Below are 18,586 nucleotides of genomic sequence, written 5' to 3' on the forward strand. Positions count from 1 at the left end.
AAGCTTCAATCGGGAGGCTTGCTTTTTTTTGTGGCCGCGGGTGCAGTGGCAGCTTTTTGGATTTGTTTGTATTGAACCTGTGCCAAAAAGAGCGACATAAGAAGCTCCTTTTTGGTATTAGAGTGAAAACAAACAAATACAAAAACTATAACGGAACACGCCTGCCTGACTGCATCACGCAGGCAGGCGAAATGCCACCCTAATAAAAAATACTAATATCTAACAGCTATTTCTTAACTTTGCAGCCTGAAAAATAAATGTATAGCATGGATAAATCTGCCATAAATGAAAATGAGGAGAAGAAATCTCTGAATTTTATTGAACAATTGGTTGAAAAAGAGATAAAAGAAGGGAAGCACGATGGAAAAATCTTAACGAGATTTCCACCGGAGCCTAACGGATATTTGCATATAGGTCACGCAAAAGCTATTTGTGTGAGTTTTGGAATTGCCGAAAAATACAATGGTAAAACCAATCTTAGATTCGACGATACTAACCCTGCAAAGGAGGATGCAGAGTACGTTGAGGCTATAAAAGAAGATATTAAGTGGCTCGGATTTGAGTGGGAAGGTGAGGCAAAATTCACTTCCGATTATTTCGATCAGCTTTATAGCTGGGCACAAGAATTAATAAAGAAGGGAAAAGCTTATATAGATTCGCAAAGCTCGGAGGAAATGGCAAAGCAAAAAGGTACGCCAACAACTCCGGGTAGTGCAAGTCCGTACCGTGAGCGTAGTGTTGAGGAAAATCTTGACTTGTTTGAGAGGATGAAAAACGGTGAGTTTGAAGAAGGAACTCATGTTTTACGTGCAAAAATAGATATGGCACACCCGAATATGCACATGCGCGATCCATTGATGTACCGTATTATAAATGCACCGCATCACAGAACGGGAGATAAATGGCATATCTACCCGATGTACGATTGGGCCCACGGAGAGTCTGATTATATTGAAGGAATTACAAACTCGCTTTGTTCATTGGAATTCGAGATTCACCGTCCGTTGTATGAGTGGTTTGTAGATCATATTAAGATAGATGAATACCAACCTTTACAATCGGAATTTGCGCGTTTAAATCTTAACTACACTGTTATGAGTAAGCGTAAATTATTGCAGTTGGTTGAAGAAAAATTAGTTTCGGGATGGGATGATCCGCGTATGCCTACACTTTCGGGTTTGCGCCGCAGGGGTTATACACCTAAGTCGATTCGCGATTTTGCCGATACAATTGGTGTTGCCAAGAGAAATAATATTATAGACGTTGCCGTATTGGAAAATGCAGTTCGTAACGATCTTAATAAAACTGCTCCGCGTGTGATGGCAGTTTTGGATCCTATAAAAGTTATTATAGATAATTATCCCGAAGGAGAAACAGAATGGTTAGATGCCGAAAATTCTCAGGAAGACGAGAGTTTGGGATACAGAAAAGTTCCTTTTTCGAGAGAGATTTATATAGAAAGAGAAGATTTCAGGGAGCAAGCCAATAAGAAATTCTTCAGACTGAAATTAGGAGGCAAGGAAGTTCGTTTGAAAAACGCTTACATTATAAAAGGTGAAAGTGTTGAGAAAGATGCTGACGGAAATATTACTGTTATTCACGCATCTTACGATCCAAAATCCAGATCGGGTAGTGGTACCGAAGAATCAATGCGTAAGGTTAAAGGTACTTTGCATTGGGTTTCGGCTGAGCACGCTTTAGATGCTGAGGTTCGTTTGTACGACCGTTTGTTTATGGATGAAAATCCTGACGGACACAAAGACAAGGATTTTAAAGAATTCTTAAATCCCGATTCGTTAGAAGTTATTACCGCTAAGGTTGAGCCTTACCTAAAGGATGCCAAAGTACAGGACAGAATGCAGTTTCAGCGCAAAGGATATTTTGTGGTTGACAATGATTCTACAGCCGATAAGTTGGTGTTTAACCGTACTGTTGGTCTTAGAGATTCCTGGGCTAAGAAAGGGAAATAATTTTGAATGATAAATGAATAATGTTGAATTATGAATTCACATTATTAAAAATATTATAATCAATAATCCGTGTATCCATGGCAAAGTAATATGCCAATGATGCACGGATTTTTTATTTTTATTCGTAAATTTATATGGTCCAATATATACCTCAAAACAGTACTTATATTTAACGATAAGTCCGCTTACACATCTGATAATATCCTTTCTAAAAATTATCTTGACTATAGATATTGTTTAATGTTAATAGTTGCGATATGAAAAAGTTATACTATTTATTATTGACACTTCTATTTACAATATTTTCATTTAATATTTTCGGACAGGGATGGACTCAAATAGGAGGAGATATTGATGGAGAAGCTGAAGGAGATATGAGTGGTTCTTCAATTAGTTTAAATGCAGACGGAACTATTGTTGCAATCGGGACACAGTATAACGATGGTAATGGTACAGATGCCGGACATGTAAGAATTTACCAAAATGTAGATGGAGATTGGGTACAGATGGGAGAAGATATCGATGGTGAGGAAGGTGACAACAGTGGAATATCAGTAAGTTTAAGTGCAGATGGTTCAGTAGTAATTATCGGATCACCCCGAAACGATGTAAATGGTTCTGATTCGGGAAAAGTGAGGATTTATGAGAATAAGGAAGGTAGTTGGATTAATATTGGTGAAATTGATGGAGAAGCCACAGGTGATTGTATTGGATTTTCTGTAGATATAAGTTCTGATGGCTCAATTATAGCATTAGGATCTCACGAAAATGATAGTGGAGGACCAAATTATGGTAGGGTTAGAGTTTTCAAGAACAATGAAGGTACTTGGGAGCAGTTTGGCGATGATATTTTAGGTAATAGTTATAATGAACAGTTTGGAAGAGAAGTAAGATTGAGTAGTGATGGTTATGTAGTTGCAATTAAAAGCGGAACAATAAGTGTTTTAAGAATATATAAAAATGTAGATGGTGTTTGGACTCAGATAGGAGATGATTTAGAACAAGCTCACAGCGATATACGTATAAATAACGATGGTTCTGTTATTGCATTTAGTGATAAAGGTTGGTTTGGTAAAGTTAGGGTTTTTGAGAACAAAAATGGCTCATGGATCCAGAAGGGAGAAGATATAGGTGGTTGGTTTACCAGTACCGGATTTGGAGAAAGAATATGTTTAAGTAGTAGTGGTGATTTAATTGTAATACCAGCAATAGGTGATAACTACGGTACAGGATTAGTAAGGATTTATGAGTTTATTGATAATGCATGGGCTCAGGTAGGAGATGATATTAAAGGTGAGGCTGCATCTGATAATTTTGGTTATTCGGTGAGTATAAGTTCAGATGAATCAGTGCTAGCAGTAAGTGCCTCGAGAAATGATGGAAATGGAACAGATGCTGGGAATGTAAGAATATTTAAAAAGGGAACACTTGCTTTAGATGATATTTCCGCTTCAAAAATAAAATTATATCCAAATCCGTCACAGGGAATATTTACAATAGAAAATGCCAAAGGATGTGTGATATTGATAAGTGATGTTAGCGGGAAGCTTATTTATAAGTCTGAAATCACAAGTAATCCTGAAAGAATAGTTGTAAAATCTAAATTTAAAAAGGGTTTGTATTTTATCAGACTTGAATCGGAAACAATTAACTATACAAGAAGGTTAGTTATTGATTAATAATTATTTCACATTTGTTTTTATTATCGGTCATCACGAATTTTATACGTTAGCCCGAATTAGTTTTAGTATGTAGTTTTTTTATTAACTTTATTGTAAATCAATATCTTATATGGGATGAAAAAGTATTTAACAATATTAGTTATAGCAATTGGATTATTAATTTCATGTGGAACATCAGAAATGGTAATTCCTGAAGGTACTCCTCCCGAGGTTGCCCAGGTAATGAAGACATATCATATAAAACAGGACAGTGCCGTAAAATTATTGGACGCACTTGAAAGTCAAAGCGGGTTATCGGATGTAAAGATGAGCGATATTTCTTCCGTTCAGGAAAGAATAATACAAGGTCGCAGGGTTCTTGCAGTTAAAGCCGGGTTTAAGGATTTTTATGTGAATTTGGATTGAGTTGGTTGTCAAAGTCTAAAGTCTAAAGTGTTTTTCGAAGATGCACTTTCATCTTTTATCTTTCATCTTTTCACTTTCCTACCTGACTGTGTCACGCAGGCAGGTATCTTTTATCTTGTGTCTTTTATCTTTTATCTTTCATCTTGTGTCTTTCACCTTGTGTCTTTATCACCTGTACAAATCCCAATGAAAGAACACTTAGTCCCACGCCTACATAGAAAGGCAATTGCCAGTTGCTCATCCAAAGAACACCACCCACAAATGGAATTACTACTGCTGCAACGTGATTTATAGCGAAGCCTACTGCATTAGAAGGTGCAATATCTTTTGGATCGGCAATTTTTTGCAGGTATGTTTTTAATCCGAAACTAAAGTTAAAGAAAATGTGATCTAGTATGTAGAGTAGTGCCACTCCCCATTTCCAGTCCCATTGTGTGTAGGCATAGAAAATAAATATTAAGGCGATATATTCGAAACTCAAAACTTTTCGTTCGCCAAAGATATTTATGGATTTCGCAATAAGTGGATTGGCAAAATAGCCAATTATATTATTTACAACAAACAGAGCTGCTATTTCGCCCACCGAAAAATTATAGCGTTCTACGAGAAGGAATACTGCAAAAACTACAAAAATCTGTCGTCGGGAACCGCTTAAAAAGTTTAGAACATAATATAGCCAGTATTTTTTTCGCAAAAAGAATTTCTTGTGTTGTTCGTGAGTTTCATCTACTTCGGGGGGATTAAGTAATAAGTAGATACTTCCTGAAACTGTTATAATACCAATCAATAGAAAGTTCATTTCTATAGGTAATATATATGAAAGTCCTACAATTGCAGAACCAACAGCAATATTTGTCAATGACATTACTGCCCGCAGTTTTCCAAAAACAATAGACGAATCAATTTTGTTGAAATTTTGAAGTATCAATGACGAGCTTGTTGTTTCGAAATAGTGGAACCCTACCGACATAACAAAAGTTGTAATAAGTAAACCCTCAAAAGAAGGTAAAAGTCCCGTAAAAAGCACTCCTATACCCATTGTTAGTAAACTCAATGCCGACAGTCTTTGTTCTTTAATGAAAATAAGCAGGTAGATAACCAAAAAAGACAGAAAACCAGGAATTTCTCTAATTGACTGAATAGCCCCGACTTCGATACCTGTAATTCCAACTTCATCAACGGCAAAGTTATTGAATAGTGTTCTCCATCCCTGAAATCCTATAGCTACAAATATCCATGCAATAATGAGGTAGCGGTATACTTGCTTTTCTTTGTAGTCGGTCATTTTGTGTTTATTGCTTCGTTAAATATTTTGGTTATTTCAATTGACTTAGTCAATTGTGTTTATTTGTTAGGGTAGTTGTAAATGTAGGTTATTTAAAACAATCACGGGGTGACTTGAAGTCACCCCGTGAATAATACTTTCTTAATCTAATGTCTAAATACTTTACCTCACAATCTCATCAACACCTTTCTGTAATCTCGCAAGTGTTTCGGCTTTTCCAACCCATTCGATAATTGTAAACAGATCAGGACCTTTACCGGCACCAACCATACAAAGTCTTAAGGAGTTCATAACCTGACCCATATTCCATTCTTTTTCTTCTACAAGAGCCATTACAGCATCATGGGCAGAATCGCGGTTGAATGTGTCAAGGTTATCGAGAACTGTTCTTATATCGGCTATATTTTGATTCATTTCACCTTTCCAGCGTTTCTTGATAACTTTAGCATCGTATTCTGTTGGTGCTTCGAAAAAGAATGAAGACTGTTCCCAAAGATCAGAAACAAATGTTGCGCGTTCTTTTACTAGTCCTACAACATCTTTTACAAATAATCCTTCTTCAACAATTCCTTTTGCCTGTAATTCTTTCTGGAAGAGTTCTGCTATTTCTTCATCAGTTTTTAATTTCATCCATTGCTGGTTGAACCACTTTGCTTTTTCCGGATCGAAACGTGAACCCGATTTACCAACTTTTTCAAGAGAGAAATCATTTACTAATTCTTCCAGAGTATAAATTTCTTTTTCCGTTCCCGGGTTCCATCCAAGCAATGCAAGCATATTTACAAAAGCCTCCGGAAAATATCCTTCTTCTCTGTATCCCATCGATGTAGATTCTTCTGTTTTCCATTCAAGAGGAAAAACAGGGAAGCCCATTTTGTCACCGTCACGTTTACTCAATTTTCCTTTTCCTGTTGGTTTCAAGAGGAGTGGGAGGTGTGCAAATTCTGGTATTTCCCACCCAAAAGCTTTATAAAGCATCACGTGTAATGCCATTGAAGGTAACCACTCTTCACCACGTATAACATGAGAGATTTCCATCAGATGGTCATCTACAATATTTGCCAGATGATATGTTGGCATTCCATCAGATTTGAATAAAATTTTATCGTCTAATGCCGAAGTATTAACTTTCATATCGCCACGGATAATATCTTTTAATTCCAGAATTTCGTTTTCCGGCATTTTGAAACGGATAACATATTGCTCTCCTTCTTCAATTTTTTTATTTACTTCATCCTGGCTTAGGGCCAGAGAATTATTCAGATTTCCTCTGACTTCGGCATTATATGTGAATACCTTTTTCTCTGCTTCGTATTGGTTTCGAAGTGCATCAAGTTCTTCCGAAGTATCGAAAGCGTAATATGCATTCCCCGAATTTATTAATTCTAAGGCGTAATTTTTGTAAAGCTCTTTTCTTTCCGACTGGCGGTATGGTCCATAATCACCACCAACACTCTGTCCTTCATCAGGAGAAATACCACACCATTTCAATGATTCAACAATGTAGTCTTCGGCTCCTGCAACAAATCTGTTTTGATCGGTATCTTCAACTCTTAAAATAAAATCACCACCGTGTTTTTTTGCAAACAAATAGTTATATAAAGCTGTACGAACTCCACCCATGTGTAGAGGTCCGGTTGGACTTGGAGCAAAACGAACTCTTACTTTTTTTCCCATTACGAAATATTATTATCTTTTATCTATCTACTTTTCTATATTGATTAAAACTTTACGACCTTTGATTAATTATATAAGGAGGAGTTTTAAAAAATTGTCTGCAAAGATAATACATTTAATTAAGTGTATCTCAGAAGATAGTTTTGATATTTATTCTGAGTTTAGAAGGCTACTATCAATGAATCCAATAAAAAGGAAAATACAAAACTTCATTCGAAAGCTTTATTTATACAAAGCTCTTGAGAACTTTATTGTTTTTATACTATTCTTCGGAGCTTATTTTCTATTATATCTTCTGGTTGAATCTGTATTTTATTTTGACAGCAGCATACGAACTATTCTATTTTATTTAAGTCTCGGAGTTGGTATTATCTGGCTTGCCTACAAAGTTATTTTTCCATTTGTTCAAAGTTTTATCCCGAAATTTCAAATTACTAAAGAGTATGCCTCTGTTCTTATTGGTGAATCTGATTCTGAAATTAATGACCGGCTTCTAAATTTATTACAACTGGAGAAGTTGGGTAATGGTGATTTGATAATAGAGAGTATTAATCAACTGGAAAAAGATTTGTTTCGTTTTAATTTTTTGAAAGCTATAAATCTTAAAAATCTAATTTTGTTTTCAAAGCTTACTTTGGTTCCTCTTTTGTTTTTTGTTCTGCTTTCGTTAATAAACTTTGATTCTATTATTGCGAATCCTACCGAACGGGTACTATCGTTTAATGAGAAGTTTAATAAACCATTGGATTTTAATATTACCATTTTAAACGACAGTTTGAGAGGAGTAGAGGGAGAGGAGTTTGATTTTATCTTTAAATCAAATAGTGCTGAACAAATATTTCTTTACGAAGGTGTTGATGTATTTGAATTGTCTGCTATCAATGAAATTTATTCTCATAAATTTAATAATCCTATATCCGATTTATCATTCAAAATTGGAACTAGTTTTGATCGATCTTATTCATTTGTTTTAAATATAATTAAACGACCAAAAATTAAATATTTAAAACTGGAATCCTTTCCGCCAAAATATACCGGACTTAATAAAATTGTCTCTACAAATCTTGCTGAGGTTTTTGTTCCTGTTGGCAGTAAAGTGGATTGGCTACTTGATGTATATAGTGATGAAACAGCCCGTTTTGCCTCTGGTGATTATATTCAAAAATTTGTTAAAGAAGATGGAATAATGAAGTTTTCATCTACAGCAGATTCTTCTTTTTATTATTCGGTGATGATTTCTAATGAGGAATTAATTAATTATATCAAACTAGGGTATACCATAAGCGTTATTGATGATCAATATCCAAAATTAAAAGTCGATATTTCAGATGATGATAAGTTTAATTTAGGTGTTTATAATTTTAGATTTTCCTCTAGCGACGATTATGGTATTAGCCGAGTTGGATATAATATTATTGATGAAGGAAAAATTATAGATACGCGATCACATTATATTAATAAACAAAAAAATCTAGATAAACAATTTAGCGTAAATACCAGAGATCTTAATTACAGTGGTGATGTTTATATTAAATTTTTTGTAAAAGATAATGATGGATATAATGGAGTAAAGACAAGTTATTCTTTACCATTTTTTATTAAACTTTATTCTGCAGAAGAACTTTCAGTTAATGAGAAAACTATAGAGGATTCTCTACTGCATTCGTACTCCGATAAACTTGACCGGAAAATAGTTTCCGACCAGATTGAGAAAGAATTCGAGCGGTTGGATAAAAATGATTTAAACGACAATAAACGTTTAGAGCAACTAAAGAAAGAAGTAGAGAAAAGTCTGGAAGAGAAAATAACCCTGTCAAAACAATTAAATTCTATTAGTGATAAGGAATTGTTGGAGGAGATAGAAAGGGCAATTATTGCACAGCAGGAACTTCTTAAAGAAATTGAAGATGCTTTGAAGGGATTGGAGAATACAAAAAAACATGATGAGCTTGATTCTAAAAATCAGTTTCAGGAAAGTAAAACATTAAATTTTTTACGTAAAGTAGCAGCTGCAGAGTTGTTAAAGAAGTTGAGTTCTGAAGCAGCAAAATTAAATGATCTGCTTAAGGATATTTCATCTGAAACCGATAATAAATATAAGAGTGATGTAAATGAATCTTTAAATATTTTAAATGATAATCTTGAAAAATATTCTAAGCTAAAAGGAGATGAATTATTGAAAAAACAGCTTGAAAAAGATATTGAAAACATTGAAGAGGAAAATGCTAAGGAGAGTGGTTCGGATGTTGATTCAATGCAGGAGTCTTCAGAAAATATTTTAAATAAATTACAATCAGAACTGTCTACATGTGCCGCTTCCGGTAGTCAAATTTCGATTGATCTTAAAGAGCTTGAATATCTGTTTTACGAGTATTTATCGCTGTCGTATTCTGAAGAAAATTTAATCATCGATTTTGATATTAGTGAAGGACCTGATCAGGTTTCTCAGTACAGTCTGTTAAATACTCTTTCGCATCTTAACTCGCGGTTATATAATTTTGCTCTAGATAATGAAAGCTTTAGCAGAGCTAGTTTTGATTTAATATATCCTCTACAGGGTTATTACGAAAAAATCAATGAAGCTTATTATATGAATAACGAGAGCAAATTAAATCAACGTCAAAGGGAGTTACTCAGAGATATTAATATTGTTACGGATTTATTGAGTGATATTCAGGAGCAAATGTTAAATGCCCAGGCAAGTGCCGGGTCTTCCGGTGATGGTAATAAACGTGAAAATGGTACTCCACAGGATTTAATTGATGAGCAACAAAAATTGAATTCTGAAACTCCGGGAGAAAACGGAGAACAGTTATCTGATGAAGAAATCTCTGATATTATTCAGAAGCAGGAAGATATTAAAAATAAGTTGAGAGAGTTGAGTGGTGAAAATAATTCTGAGTTTGAAGAGGAAGTAAAAGAGTTGAAAAAAGCTTTATTGAAACACGCCGGCACAAAACAAATTAAGAACAGACAGGAAAAACTTAAGAAGCTTTTGAAAGACTTTAAAGGTGAAGCAAAAGAGGAAGAAGAGAAGAGGAAAAGTAAATCTGCTAATCAACATAGTGGTGATTATAGTATTGAAAGCATTAAGCAGGACAGTATTTTTTATCAGGATGAAATATTACAAAGGGAAGTACTTGATTACAATGAATTTTATAATAATAAAATTGAGGAGAGCAAATGATAGAGTTTAATTATGAAATGGATTTTGAGTTGGAAGACGAAGTTTCTACTCAGAAATGGATATCTGATTGTATCGAAAATTTCGAAAAAGAGGAGGGGGAGATACAATATATTTTTTGCGATGATAAGTATCTGCATAAGATAAATGTTGAATTTTTGGATCACGATACTTTAACAGATATTATAAGTTTTGACTACACTATGGGTGACTTGATTTCCGGTGATATTTTTATTAGTATCGAGAGAGTGATCGAGAACGCCAAAGATTTGAATATTGACTTTAAAGATGAGTTAGACAGAGTTGTCATACATGGGATATTGCATTATATCGGGTTTAAAGACAAGACAGAGAATGATAAAAAGGTAATGCGCTCTAAAGAAGATTATTGTTTATCTTTGCGCGCTTAAAATACAGGATATAAGTGTTTTAAATAAAGCATTGTTTCACGTGGAACTTTTATCACACTGTTTCAATGTTTAGATATAAGAAATTAATGTTTCACGTGGAACAAGATAATTTAAGATGAGTGTTTTTTCAGATATATATGATGTAATTGTTGTTGGTGGAGGTCATGCCGGAGCAGAGGCTGCTGCTGCAGCTGCTAATCTCGGATCGAAGACTTTGTTGGTTACTTTGAATCTTGAAACCATAGGACAGATGTCTTGTAATCCTGCTATGGGCGGTGTTGCAAAAGGACAAATTGTTAGAGAGATTGATGCCTTGGGTGGTTATTCCGGTATTATAACCGATCATACAATGATTCAGTTTAGGATGTTGAATACGTCTAAGGGACCTGCTATGTGGAGCCCAAGAGCACAGTCGGACAGGATAGCATTTGCCAGAAAATGGAGGTTGACCTTAGAGCATATAGATAATTTAGATTTGTTTGCCGATATGGTAACCGGTCTTTTGATTGAAGGTGATAAGGTGGTTGGTGTAAAGACACAGCTTGGAATTGAGATTAAATCAAAGTCGGTTGTGTTGACTAATGGTACTTTTTTAAATGGAATTATTCATATTGGAACAAAACAATTTGGAGGAGGTAGAGCTGGAGAAAGTGCTGCGTTTGGCATCACAGAACAATTGGTTGATTTAGGGTTTGAAGCGGGTAGAATGAAAACAGGAACACCTCCGCGTGTTGATTCCAGATCTTTGGATTTTTCTAAAATGACAGAGCAGCCCGGTGATGATAATCCCGGTAAATTTTCGTTTACTGATACTCCCGGATTAGAGAATCAGTTGAGTTGTTTTACTACATATACAAATCCGATTGTTCACGATACTTTACGAATTGGCTTTGAAGATTCGCCTATGTTTGCCGGAAGAATTCAGGGAGTTGGTCCCAGGTATTGTCCTTCTATAGAAGATAAGATAGATCGTTTTTCGGCTAAAGACAGACATCAGATATTTGTTGAACCTGAAGGCAGGGGAACTATTGAAATGTATGTAAATGGTTTTTCAACTTCATTGCCCGAAGATGTTCAGATGATGGCTATGAAAAGGATGGAAGGTTTTGAAAAAGTGAAGATGCTTCGTCCCGGTTATGCAATTGAATACGATTATTTTCCTCCAACGCAATTAACTAATACGCTTGAAACAAAGAATGTGAAGAATTTGTTTTTTGCAGGACAAATTAATGGAACTACCGGATATGAAGAAGCAGGTGGACAGGGATTGATTGCCGGTGTAAATGCGCATAATAAAGTTCACGATTTAGGTGAGTTTGTGTTGAGTAGGAGTGAGGCTTATATTGGAGTTTTAATTGATGATTTGGTTACTAAGGGAACTGAAGAGCCATATCGTATGTTTACTTCGAGAGCTGAGTACAGAACTTTGTTGCGTCAGGATAATGCAGATGAGAGATTAACCCCACGCGGATTTGAAATAGGGTTGGCTACGCAAGAGCGAATGAATAAACTTGATAAAAAGAGATCTGACGTTGATAGTTTTGTTGAGTTTTTAAATAAGACAAGTGTAAAAGCGGAGGATATTAATCCTGTGTTAGAAGCAAAAGGAACAGCTGCAGTAAAGCAGTCTGATAAGTTTATTAAGTCAGTTTCGCGACCACAAATTGATTTGAAGGATACTTTTGAAATTCCAAAGATGAAAAAGTTTTTGGATGATAATAAGTTTGATCCGGAGGTTTTGGAACAGGTTGAAATTAAAGTAAAGTATCAGGGTTATATCGATAAGGAAAAACTTAATGCCGACAAATTAAATCGTCTTGAGAACATTAAGATACCGCATAATTTTGATTACGATAAATTGAAGTCATTGTCTTTTGAGGCGCGCCAAAAATTGAACAAGATTAGACCTAAGACTATATCTCAGGCCTCCAGGATATCCGGTGTTTCTCCGTCTGATATTTCTGTTTTATTGGTTTATATGGGAAGGTAACTTCGGCTCCGCTCAGTCACCGTTTGTTCGACTCAGTCATTGTTAGTTTAGTTGTCGGTTCTCTTTTTGATGCCAGCAGCTTCGCCCTGTTGTATATTTTACTGTTGGTTTATACGGTTTTAGAGAGTTTGCTGAAGTTGAAGTTTCACGTGGAACAATGAAATAATAATAAAGCCAGCAACCAGTCCTTCGACAAATTCAGGAATCGGAGGAAATAAATTTTATACCAGAATATGAAATTAGTATCAGATAAAGAATTCAAGAAAAAGATATTTACTAAAGACGAATTAAAAAATGTAGAGTTTGATTCCTGTAGTTTTTATAATTGTGATTTTTCGGAGCAGAACTTTTATAATACAGAGTTCGTAGAATGTGTTTTTGATGAATGTAATTTTTCTTCGGTTGTGATTTCTGAGGTGGCCTTTAAGGATGTTGAATTTAAAAATTCGAAATTGATAGGAGTTGATTTTAGTACTTGTAATAATTTCATGTTGTCCTTTTCTTTTCAAAATTGCATTTTAAATTATTCACAATTTTCCGCTTTGAAAATTAAGAATACAGTTTTTGAAGATTGTCATATTAAGGAAGTGGATTTTACGGAATGTGATTTGCAGTCATCAAAATTTAATAATTGTGATTTGGAAGGGGCAGTTTTTGTAAAAACAAATCTCGAAAAAGCCGATTTTAGGACTGCAAATAACTTCACAATTAATCCTGAAATTAATAGGATGAAAAAAGCAAAATTCTCAATTTTGGGGGCTAATTCATTATTGAGTAAGTATGGGTTGGATATTAGAAGTTAGAAGTGAAAAATTATAAATCATAAATCCAAAAAATGCCAACAATTAGTAAAATTATAATTGCAATAGCAATAGTTTATATAACAGCTGTATTAATAATAATCGACTTTTCTGATTTATCATGGCAAACAAACAGTGATAACTACTGGAAGCTTATAGCCGGATTTGTTTTTATTGCAATTCAGTTTATGTACAAGAAAAAGAGAGAAGACTGATTTTATTCTATTTTCGTAATATCACATTTTCAGCAACCATCCAATTAAATGTTAATATGACCACATCACCTATTTCAGGAAATAATCTCAAAGATCTAATGGTTTGTAAAGATCATTTGGTGACCAAAAATGACTTTTCGCTATTGATTGATGAAGAAACAGAACTATTGGTTACAAATCCGCAGCCTTCTCAGGATGAAATAGGGAGATATTACGAATCTGACGAATACAATTCTCATTCAGATGAAGAGCGTTCGTTTTTCGATAAGGTTTACAATTTTGTTAAATCAGTCAACCTGAAAAGTAAATATTCTATTATCGATAATAATTTCGACGGTGTAGGAGAGGTTCTGGATATTGGATGTGGGGCAGGAGACTTTTTAAATTTTTGCAAAACAAAAGGATGGAGTGTTAGTGGTGTAGAGCCTACAAAAAAAGCCCGTGAAATTTCGGAAAAGAAACTCGGAATTAAAATCAACGGGGATTCTTCGTTGGAAAGTTTTGAAGATAATTCGTTCGATGTTGTAACAATGTGGCATGTGCTTGAACACCGTTACGATATTATGGAAACAGTTGCTCATTTAAAAAGAATTGTAAAACCGGGTGGATTAATTATTATAGCGCTTCCTAATTACAAAAGTTACGATGCGAAATATTATAAGCAATTTTGGGCTGCTTATGATGTGCCTCGTCACCTTTTTCATTTTTCCAGAAAAACTATTGATATTATTCTTCAAAAAAATGAATTAAAACTTTCGAAAATTTATCCTATGTGGTTCGATGCATTTTATGTTAGTTTAATTTCCGAAAAAAACAGAAGTGGTAAAATGAATCCTCTTAGAGCAATTTTCGTCGGATTATTATCAAATTTGAAAGCAGTCTTCTCAAAAGAAGCCTCTTCGTTGATTTATCTGTCTAAAATCAATTAAATTTCCATTTTAAGACGATTTAAGAGTGTTTTTCTGTTATTGGCATGTACTGTGTCGAAAAATCTGTAAAACGGACAGACGAGGGATGAAAATTTAGGCTTTTTTTCCTATTTAACCACAATAACTTCCAATAATGGTGTTGTGTTTCCAATTTTTGGAATAATTATTTTATCCTTAATTTATTTCATATTTTTCATTATTTATAATAGTTCTTAATAATATGATTATCATCATGGTTTTTAAAATATTCTAACATTTACTTTGCATTGTTTTTATTTATACTATTTAAGAATAATGTTTAATGTTTAGAAAATTACTTTTTGCTTTTTTATTTATTAGTCTATCTAATTTAGCATTTACAGAAAACACATCTATCGAAGGTCATATTTCCTCAACCGGAGAACGATTGCCATACGTATCTGTTGTTATTAAGTCACTCAATTTAGGGGTTAGTACCGATATCGACGGCAGATACCACATGGAGGTAGAACCCGGAAATTATTCGGTTGTAGCATCTTTTATGGGCTATAAATCATCTACAAAGAACATAGAGATAAATAAAGGTCAACATTTACATCTTGATTTTGATTTGAGACCTGATGTTTTTGGATTAGATCAGGTAGTTGTTACTTCTACACGGAACGAAGTTTCAAGAAAGGAATCGCCTATAACAGTAAATGTATTAAGTGATAGAATATTCGAAATAACACAGGCTTCAACTATGTCGCAGGGTCTTAGTTTTACACCTGGTTTAAGAGTTGATTTGAATTGTCAGAACTGTGGTTTACCTGATGTAAAAATGAATGGTCTGGCGGGAGCTTATTCGCAGATATTGATAGATGGCAGACCTTTGTATTCGGCTTTAAGCGGGGTTTACGGTCTGGAGCAGATTCCGGCTAATATGATAGAGCGCATTGAAGTTGTAAAAGGTGGAGGGTCGGCTTTATATGGAGCTAACGCCATTGCCGGAACGATAAATGTTATCACAAAAGATCCGATAGAAAACACTTTTTCGGTAGGAATAAACTCTTCTTTTATAGGTTTACAGACACTTGATAATAATGTGACTTTCAATTCTTCTACAGTTTCTGAAGATTATAATTCGGGTGTATCTTTCTTTGGTAATTACAGAAACAGGGACGTGTTTGATGCAAATGACGATGGTTTTTCGGAGTTGTCGAAAATTAAATCCTATTCTTTTGGGACTAAGGCATTTTACAAACCCAATAATCTGAGCAGATTTGGAATGGAGATACATTTTATAAACGATTTCAGACGTGGAGGAAATATGTTTGATAAAATGCCTCATCAAACCGATGTTACCGAACAAACAGCTCACGATATTTTAAGTGGTCAGCTATCGTACGAAGCTTATAACAGTAGTATGCGGGATAAATTTTCTACTTACCTGTCGTTTCAAACAACGAAGCGCGATAGTTATTACGGTAGTGGAGGGAATTCAGATGATCCTGCCGATCAGCTTTTAGCGGCAAATTATTACGGTAATTCTGATGATTTGACTTTTGCAGGTGGTATGCAATATTCGCATTCCTTCGAAAGTTCTACGCTTACCACCGGAGTGGAAGCAAAGCACAATAATGTTATAGACCGTATGCCTGGTTACAACAGAGTAATAGATCAGACGGTCGATAACTACGGAATTTATCTTCAGTATGAATTTCAACCTTTGAAAAAAACAACGGTACTACTTGGAGGACGTTACGATTACATGCCTATAACAGGATTGTATGATTATAATGTAATCTCTGATGTAAATAGTTTAAATATGAAAGTTTTTACTCCACGTGGATCGCTTATGTACGATATTAGTTCGAATGATCAGATAAGATTTACTTATGCGCAGGGATTCAGACCACCTCAGGCTTTCGACGAGGATTTACATATAGAAACTATTGGCGGATCAGCAAAAATTGTTAGAATCAACCCTGAATTACAAGCCGAGAAATCGACTAGTTTTACGCTTGGATACGAGAAAAACATGTATTTCGGAAGCTCAACTGTCGATTTTACTGCCGATGCATTTTATACAAAATTAAGTAATCCTTTCATAAATGTTCCTGTTTTCGATGATACAACGCTACCCGAAAATATTGTTTTGGTTGAGAAAAGAAACGGAGACGGTGCTTCGGTAATGGGGGCTAATCTTGAATTAAATACCTATGTATCAGAAAAGATCAATTTTCAGTTAGGAGCAACTTTCCAGAAGTCGGAGTATGAAGTTGAAGAGGTTGTAATAGAGAGCGGAGACGATATTGATAACCCGATTATCGTTACTACAAAAGAGATGCTTAAATCGCCGGATGCATATGGATATCTGACATTACAATATCTACCTACAGATAAATTTTCGGCCAATGTAACAGGTATTTATACCGGATCAATGCTTGTAGCCAATCAAACTTCATTAGAAATAAGAGAAACACCTCAGTTTATTGAACTAGGTTTAAAACTCAGCTACGATATTGTGATAAACAACAGCTTAAAAATGGAATTAAGCGGAGGTATAAATAATATATTAAATGCCTATCAAAACGATTTCGAATCGGGAGCAAACCGTGATTCGGGATATATTTACGGTCCGTCGCAACCCCGTACAATTTACGCTGGAGTAAAGGTCGGGATGTTCTAAATAGACTATACTATTTATTACGCAATAGCCTTTAGGATTTAATGCCTGAAGGCTATTGTATGTAAATTTACTTATCTTCGGCGACCGAAAAGTAAAGTATAATGAAGAATTTTAGTTTAAAGAATCTCGGTCCCGGACTATTGTACGCAGGCGCAGCTGTTGGTGTTTCGCATCTGGTACAATCTACAAGAGCAGGTGCAAACTTTGGTTTGTGGATGGTATTAATTGTGTTGCTAACTAATGCTATAAAATACCCCTTTTTCGAATTTGCGAGTCGTTATACAGCTGTAAAAAAGAAGTCTGTTTTAGAAGCCTATAAAGAAATTGGAGATTGGGCATTGTGGTTGTTTCTCACTCTTACTGCTCTTACCATGTTTGCAATTCAGGCAGCCATAGTAACTGTTACTTCCGGTTTGGCAAAGGAGATTTTTGGATTAGATATCCCGATTAGTTTTATTTCTGTTTTCTTGCTGATTATTGTTGGCGCAATATTAGTTATCGGTAAATATTCTCTGCTCGATAAAATGATGAAAGTGATTATTATTTCGCTTGCTATAACAAGTTTAGTTGCAGCTTTTTTATCGGTAGAGCAAAATTGGGGCAGGGCAGATCAGTTTCTATTTGAAATGGATTTAACTCAGCCTGCACATCTGTTCTTTTTTATCGCCCTGATTGGCTGGATGCCCGCGCCGATCGATATCACTGTGTGGCAATCGGTATGGACCAGGGAACGTCAGAAAATAGATAAAGGATTTAGTTTAAATAATGCTCTTTTCGATTTTAAGGTTGGTTACTGGGGTACAGCACTTTTAGCTGTATTTTTTGTTATTCTTGGAAGTATGACACTTTTTAACTCCGGAATAGAACTATCGTCAAGCGGAGGGGTTTTTGCTAATCAGTTATTGGGAATTTACACCGATAGTATAGGGCAATGGGCTTATCCAATTATTGCTGTTGCTGCATTTACAACTATGTTGAGTACGAATTTAAGTGTAATGGATGCATATCCGAGAGTATTGGGTGAAACTCTTCAGTTATTAGGATTTACTAAGCAAAAGATAAAATACTTTTGGTGGATCGTAATGATTGTTATTGGAACAACAATCGTTATTATTTTCTTTATGAAAAACATGAAGCAAATGGTTGATTTAGCTACTACATTGTCGTTTTTAACGGCTCCTGTCTTGGCCTACTTAAATTTAAAGATTGTCAGAAGTAAAAGCTTCCCTGTGAAATACAAACCTAAACGAACTATGTTTGTATTATCGCTAATAGGTATTTCGATTATGATAGCTCTATCACTTGTTTACTTGTACACTAAATTTTAAGCACATTATTTACTTATAGAGTGTATGCTTTGTTTAAGGCTCTGGTTTAGTGTGTAATAAA

13 protein-coding genes are annotated in these 18,586 nt (G+C 34.8%); 11 read left to right on the forward strand and 2 right to left on the reverse strand.

The features are described 5' to 3' along the window. Positions 1–266: 266 nt before the first annotated feature. The 3 genes from ABFR62_02275 to ABFR62_02285 all read left to right on the forward strand — a co-directional run bounded on the left by ABFR62_02275 (position 267) and on the right by ABFR62_02285 (position 4,057). On the forward strand, positions 267–1,970 hold the full coding sequence (locus ABFR62_02275) for a glutamine--tRNA ligase/YqeY domain fusion protein (GenBank protein MEN8137235.1): 1,704 nt from the start codon (positions 267–269) through the stop codon (positions 1,968–1,970). 257 nt (positions 1,971–2,227) lie between these two features. Continuing rightward, a complete protein-coding gene (locus ABFR62_02280; GenBank protein MEN8137236.1) occupies positions 2,228–3,649 on the forward strand; it encodes a T9SS type A sorting domain-containing protein in 1,422 nt (473 codons plus the stop codon). Positions 3,650–3,766: 117 nt separating this feature from the next. Continuing rightward, positions 3,767–4,057 (forward strand): hypothetical protein, encoded by a 291-nt coding sequence (locus ABFR62_02285; protein ID MEN8137237.1) that lies wholly within the window; start codon positions 3,767–3,769, stop codon positions 4,055–4,057. A 124-nt stretch (positions 4,058–4,181) separates the two neighbouring features. On the opposite strand, the gene ABFR62_02290 is transcribed toward ABFR62_02285, so the two are convergent. Beyond that, the gene (locus tag ABFR62_02290) at positions 4,182–5,342 is read right to left on the reverse strand and encodes an MFS transporter (protein ID MEN8137238.1); all 1,161 of its coding nucleotides are present in this window, start codon (positions 5,340–5,342) and stop codon (positions 4,182–4,184) included. A gap of 162 nt (positions 5,343–5,504) precedes the next feature. Beyond that, positions 5,505–7,019 carry a glutamate--tRNA ligase gene (gene gltX, locus ABFR62_02295; protein MEN8137239.1) on the reverse strand — a complete coding sequence of 505 codons (1,515 nt, stop codon included), beginning with the start codon at positions 7,017–7,019 and terminating at the stop codon, positions 5,505–5,507. A 178-nt stretch (positions 7,020–7,197) separates the two neighbouring features. Between gltX and ABFR62_02300 the strand changes: the two genes are divergently transcribed. From ABFR62_02300 to ABFR62_02335, 8 genes are all read left to right on the forward strand, one after another. Beyond that, the gene (locus ABFR62_02300; GenBank protein ID MEN8137240.1) at positions 7,198–10,206 is read left to right on the forward strand and encodes a hypothetical protein; all 3,009 of its coding nucleotides are present in this window, start codon (positions 7,198–7,200) and stop codon (positions 10,204–10,206) included. Continuing rightward, positions 10,203–10,613, forward strand: a complete 411-nt coding sequence (gene ybeY, locus ABFR62_02305) for an rRNA maturation RNase YbeY (protein ID MEN8137241.1) — start codon at positions 10,203–10,205, stop codon at positions 10,611–10,613. Before ABFR62_02300 ends, ybeY begins: the two co-directional genes overlap by 4 nt. A gap of 115 nt (positions 10,614–10,728) precedes the next feature. Continuing rightward, complete coding sequence (gene mnmG, locus ABFR62_02310) at positions 10,729–12,603, forward strand: tRNA uridine-5-carboxymethylaminomethyl(34) synthesis enzyme MnmG (protein MEN8137242.1); 1,875 nt, start codon at positions 10,729–10,731, stop codon at positions 12,601–12,603. A 233-nt stretch (positions 12,604–12,836) separates the two neighbouring features. After that, positions 12,837–13,406, forward strand: a complete 570-nt coding sequence (locus ABFR62_02315) for a pentapeptide repeat-containing protein (GenBank protein MEN8137243.1) — start codon at positions 12,837–12,839, stop codon at positions 13,404–13,406. Between the two features lie 32 nt (positions 13,407–13,438). Next, on the forward strand, positions 13,439–13,618 hold the full coding sequence (locus tag ABFR62_02320) for a hypothetical protein (protein MEN8137244.1): 180 nt from the start codon (positions 13,439–13,441) through the stop codon (positions 13,616–13,618). A 56-nt stretch (positions 13,619–13,674) separates the two neighbouring features. After that, on the forward strand, positions 13,675–14,547 hold the full coding sequence (locus ABFR62_02325) for a class I SAM-dependent methyltransferase (GenBank protein ID MEN8137245.1): 873 nt from the start codon (positions 13,675–13,677) through the stop codon (positions 14,545–14,547). A gap of 301 nt (positions 14,548–14,848) precedes the next feature. Then, on the forward strand, positions 14,849–17,197 hold the full coding sequence (locus ABFR62_02330; GenBank protein MEN8137246.1) for a TonB-dependent receptor: 2,349 nt from the start codon (positions 14,849–14,851) through the stop codon (positions 17,195–17,197). A 101-nt stretch (positions 17,198–17,298) separates the two neighbouring features. Next, complete coding sequence (locus ABFR62_02335) at positions 17,299–18,525, forward strand: divalent metal cation transporter (GenBank protein MEN8137247.1); 1,227 nt, start codon at positions 17,299–17,301, stop codon at positions 18,523–18,525. Positions 18,526–18,586 lie beyond the last annotated feature (61 nt).

It is taken from the genome of Bacteroidota bacterium (genome assembly GCA_039714315.1).
Lineage (GTDB): Bacteria > Bacteroidota > Bacteroidia > Flavobacteriales > JADGDT01 > JADGDT01.

Bases quoted from the DNA above. Each gene is read 5' to 3' on its own strand.
- ABFR62_02275 (MEN8137235.1), top strand. From the start codon at position 267: ATGGATAAATCTGCCATAAATGAAAATGAGGAGAAGAAATCTCTGAAT.
- ABFR62_02280 (MEN8137236.1), top strand. From the start codon at position 2,228: ATGAAAAAGTTATACTATTTATTATTGACACTTCTATTTACAATATTT.
- ABFR62_02285 (MEN8137237.1), top strand. From the start codon at position 3,767: ATGAAAAAGTATTTAACAATATTAGTTATAGCAATTGGATTATTAATT.
- ABFR62_02290 (MEN8137238.1), bottom strand. From the start codon at position 5,342: ATGACCGACTACAAAGAAAAGCAAGTATACCGCTACCTCATTATTGCA.
- gltX (MEN8137239.1), bottom strand. From the start codon at position 7,019: ATGGGAAAAAAAGTAAGAGTTCGTTTTGCTCCAAGTCCAACCGGACCT.
- ABFR62_02300 (MEN8137240.1), top strand. From the start codon at position 7,198: ATGAATCCAATAAAAAGGAAAATACAAAACTTCATTCGAAAGCTTTAT.
- ybeY (MEN8137241.1), top strand. From the start codon at position 10,203: ATGATAGAGTTTAATTATGAAATGGATTTTGAGTTGGAAGACGAAGTT.
- mnmG (MEN8137242.1), top strand. From the start codon at position 10,729: ATGAGTGTTTTTTCAGATATATATGATGTAATTGTTGTTGGTGGAGGT.
- ABFR62_02315 (MEN8137243.1), top strand. From the start codon at position 12,837: ATGAAATTAGTATCAGATAAAGAATTCAAGAAAAAGATATTTACTAAA.
- ABFR62_02320 (MEN8137244.1), top strand. From the start codon at position 13,439: ATGCCAACAATTAGTAAAATTATAATTGCAATAGCAATAGTTTATATA.
- ABFR62_02325 (MEN8137245.1), top strand. From the start codon at position 13,675: ATGACCACATCACCTATTTCAGGAAATAATCTCAAAGATCTAATGGTT.
- ABFR62_02330 (MEN8137246.1), top strand. From the start codon at position 14,849: ATGTTTAGAAAATTACTTTTTGCTTTTTTATTTATTAGTCTATCTAAT.
- ABFR62_02335 (MEN8137247.1), top strand. From the start codon at position 17,299: ATGAAGAATTTTAGTTTAAAGAATCTCGGTCCCGGACTATTGTACGCA.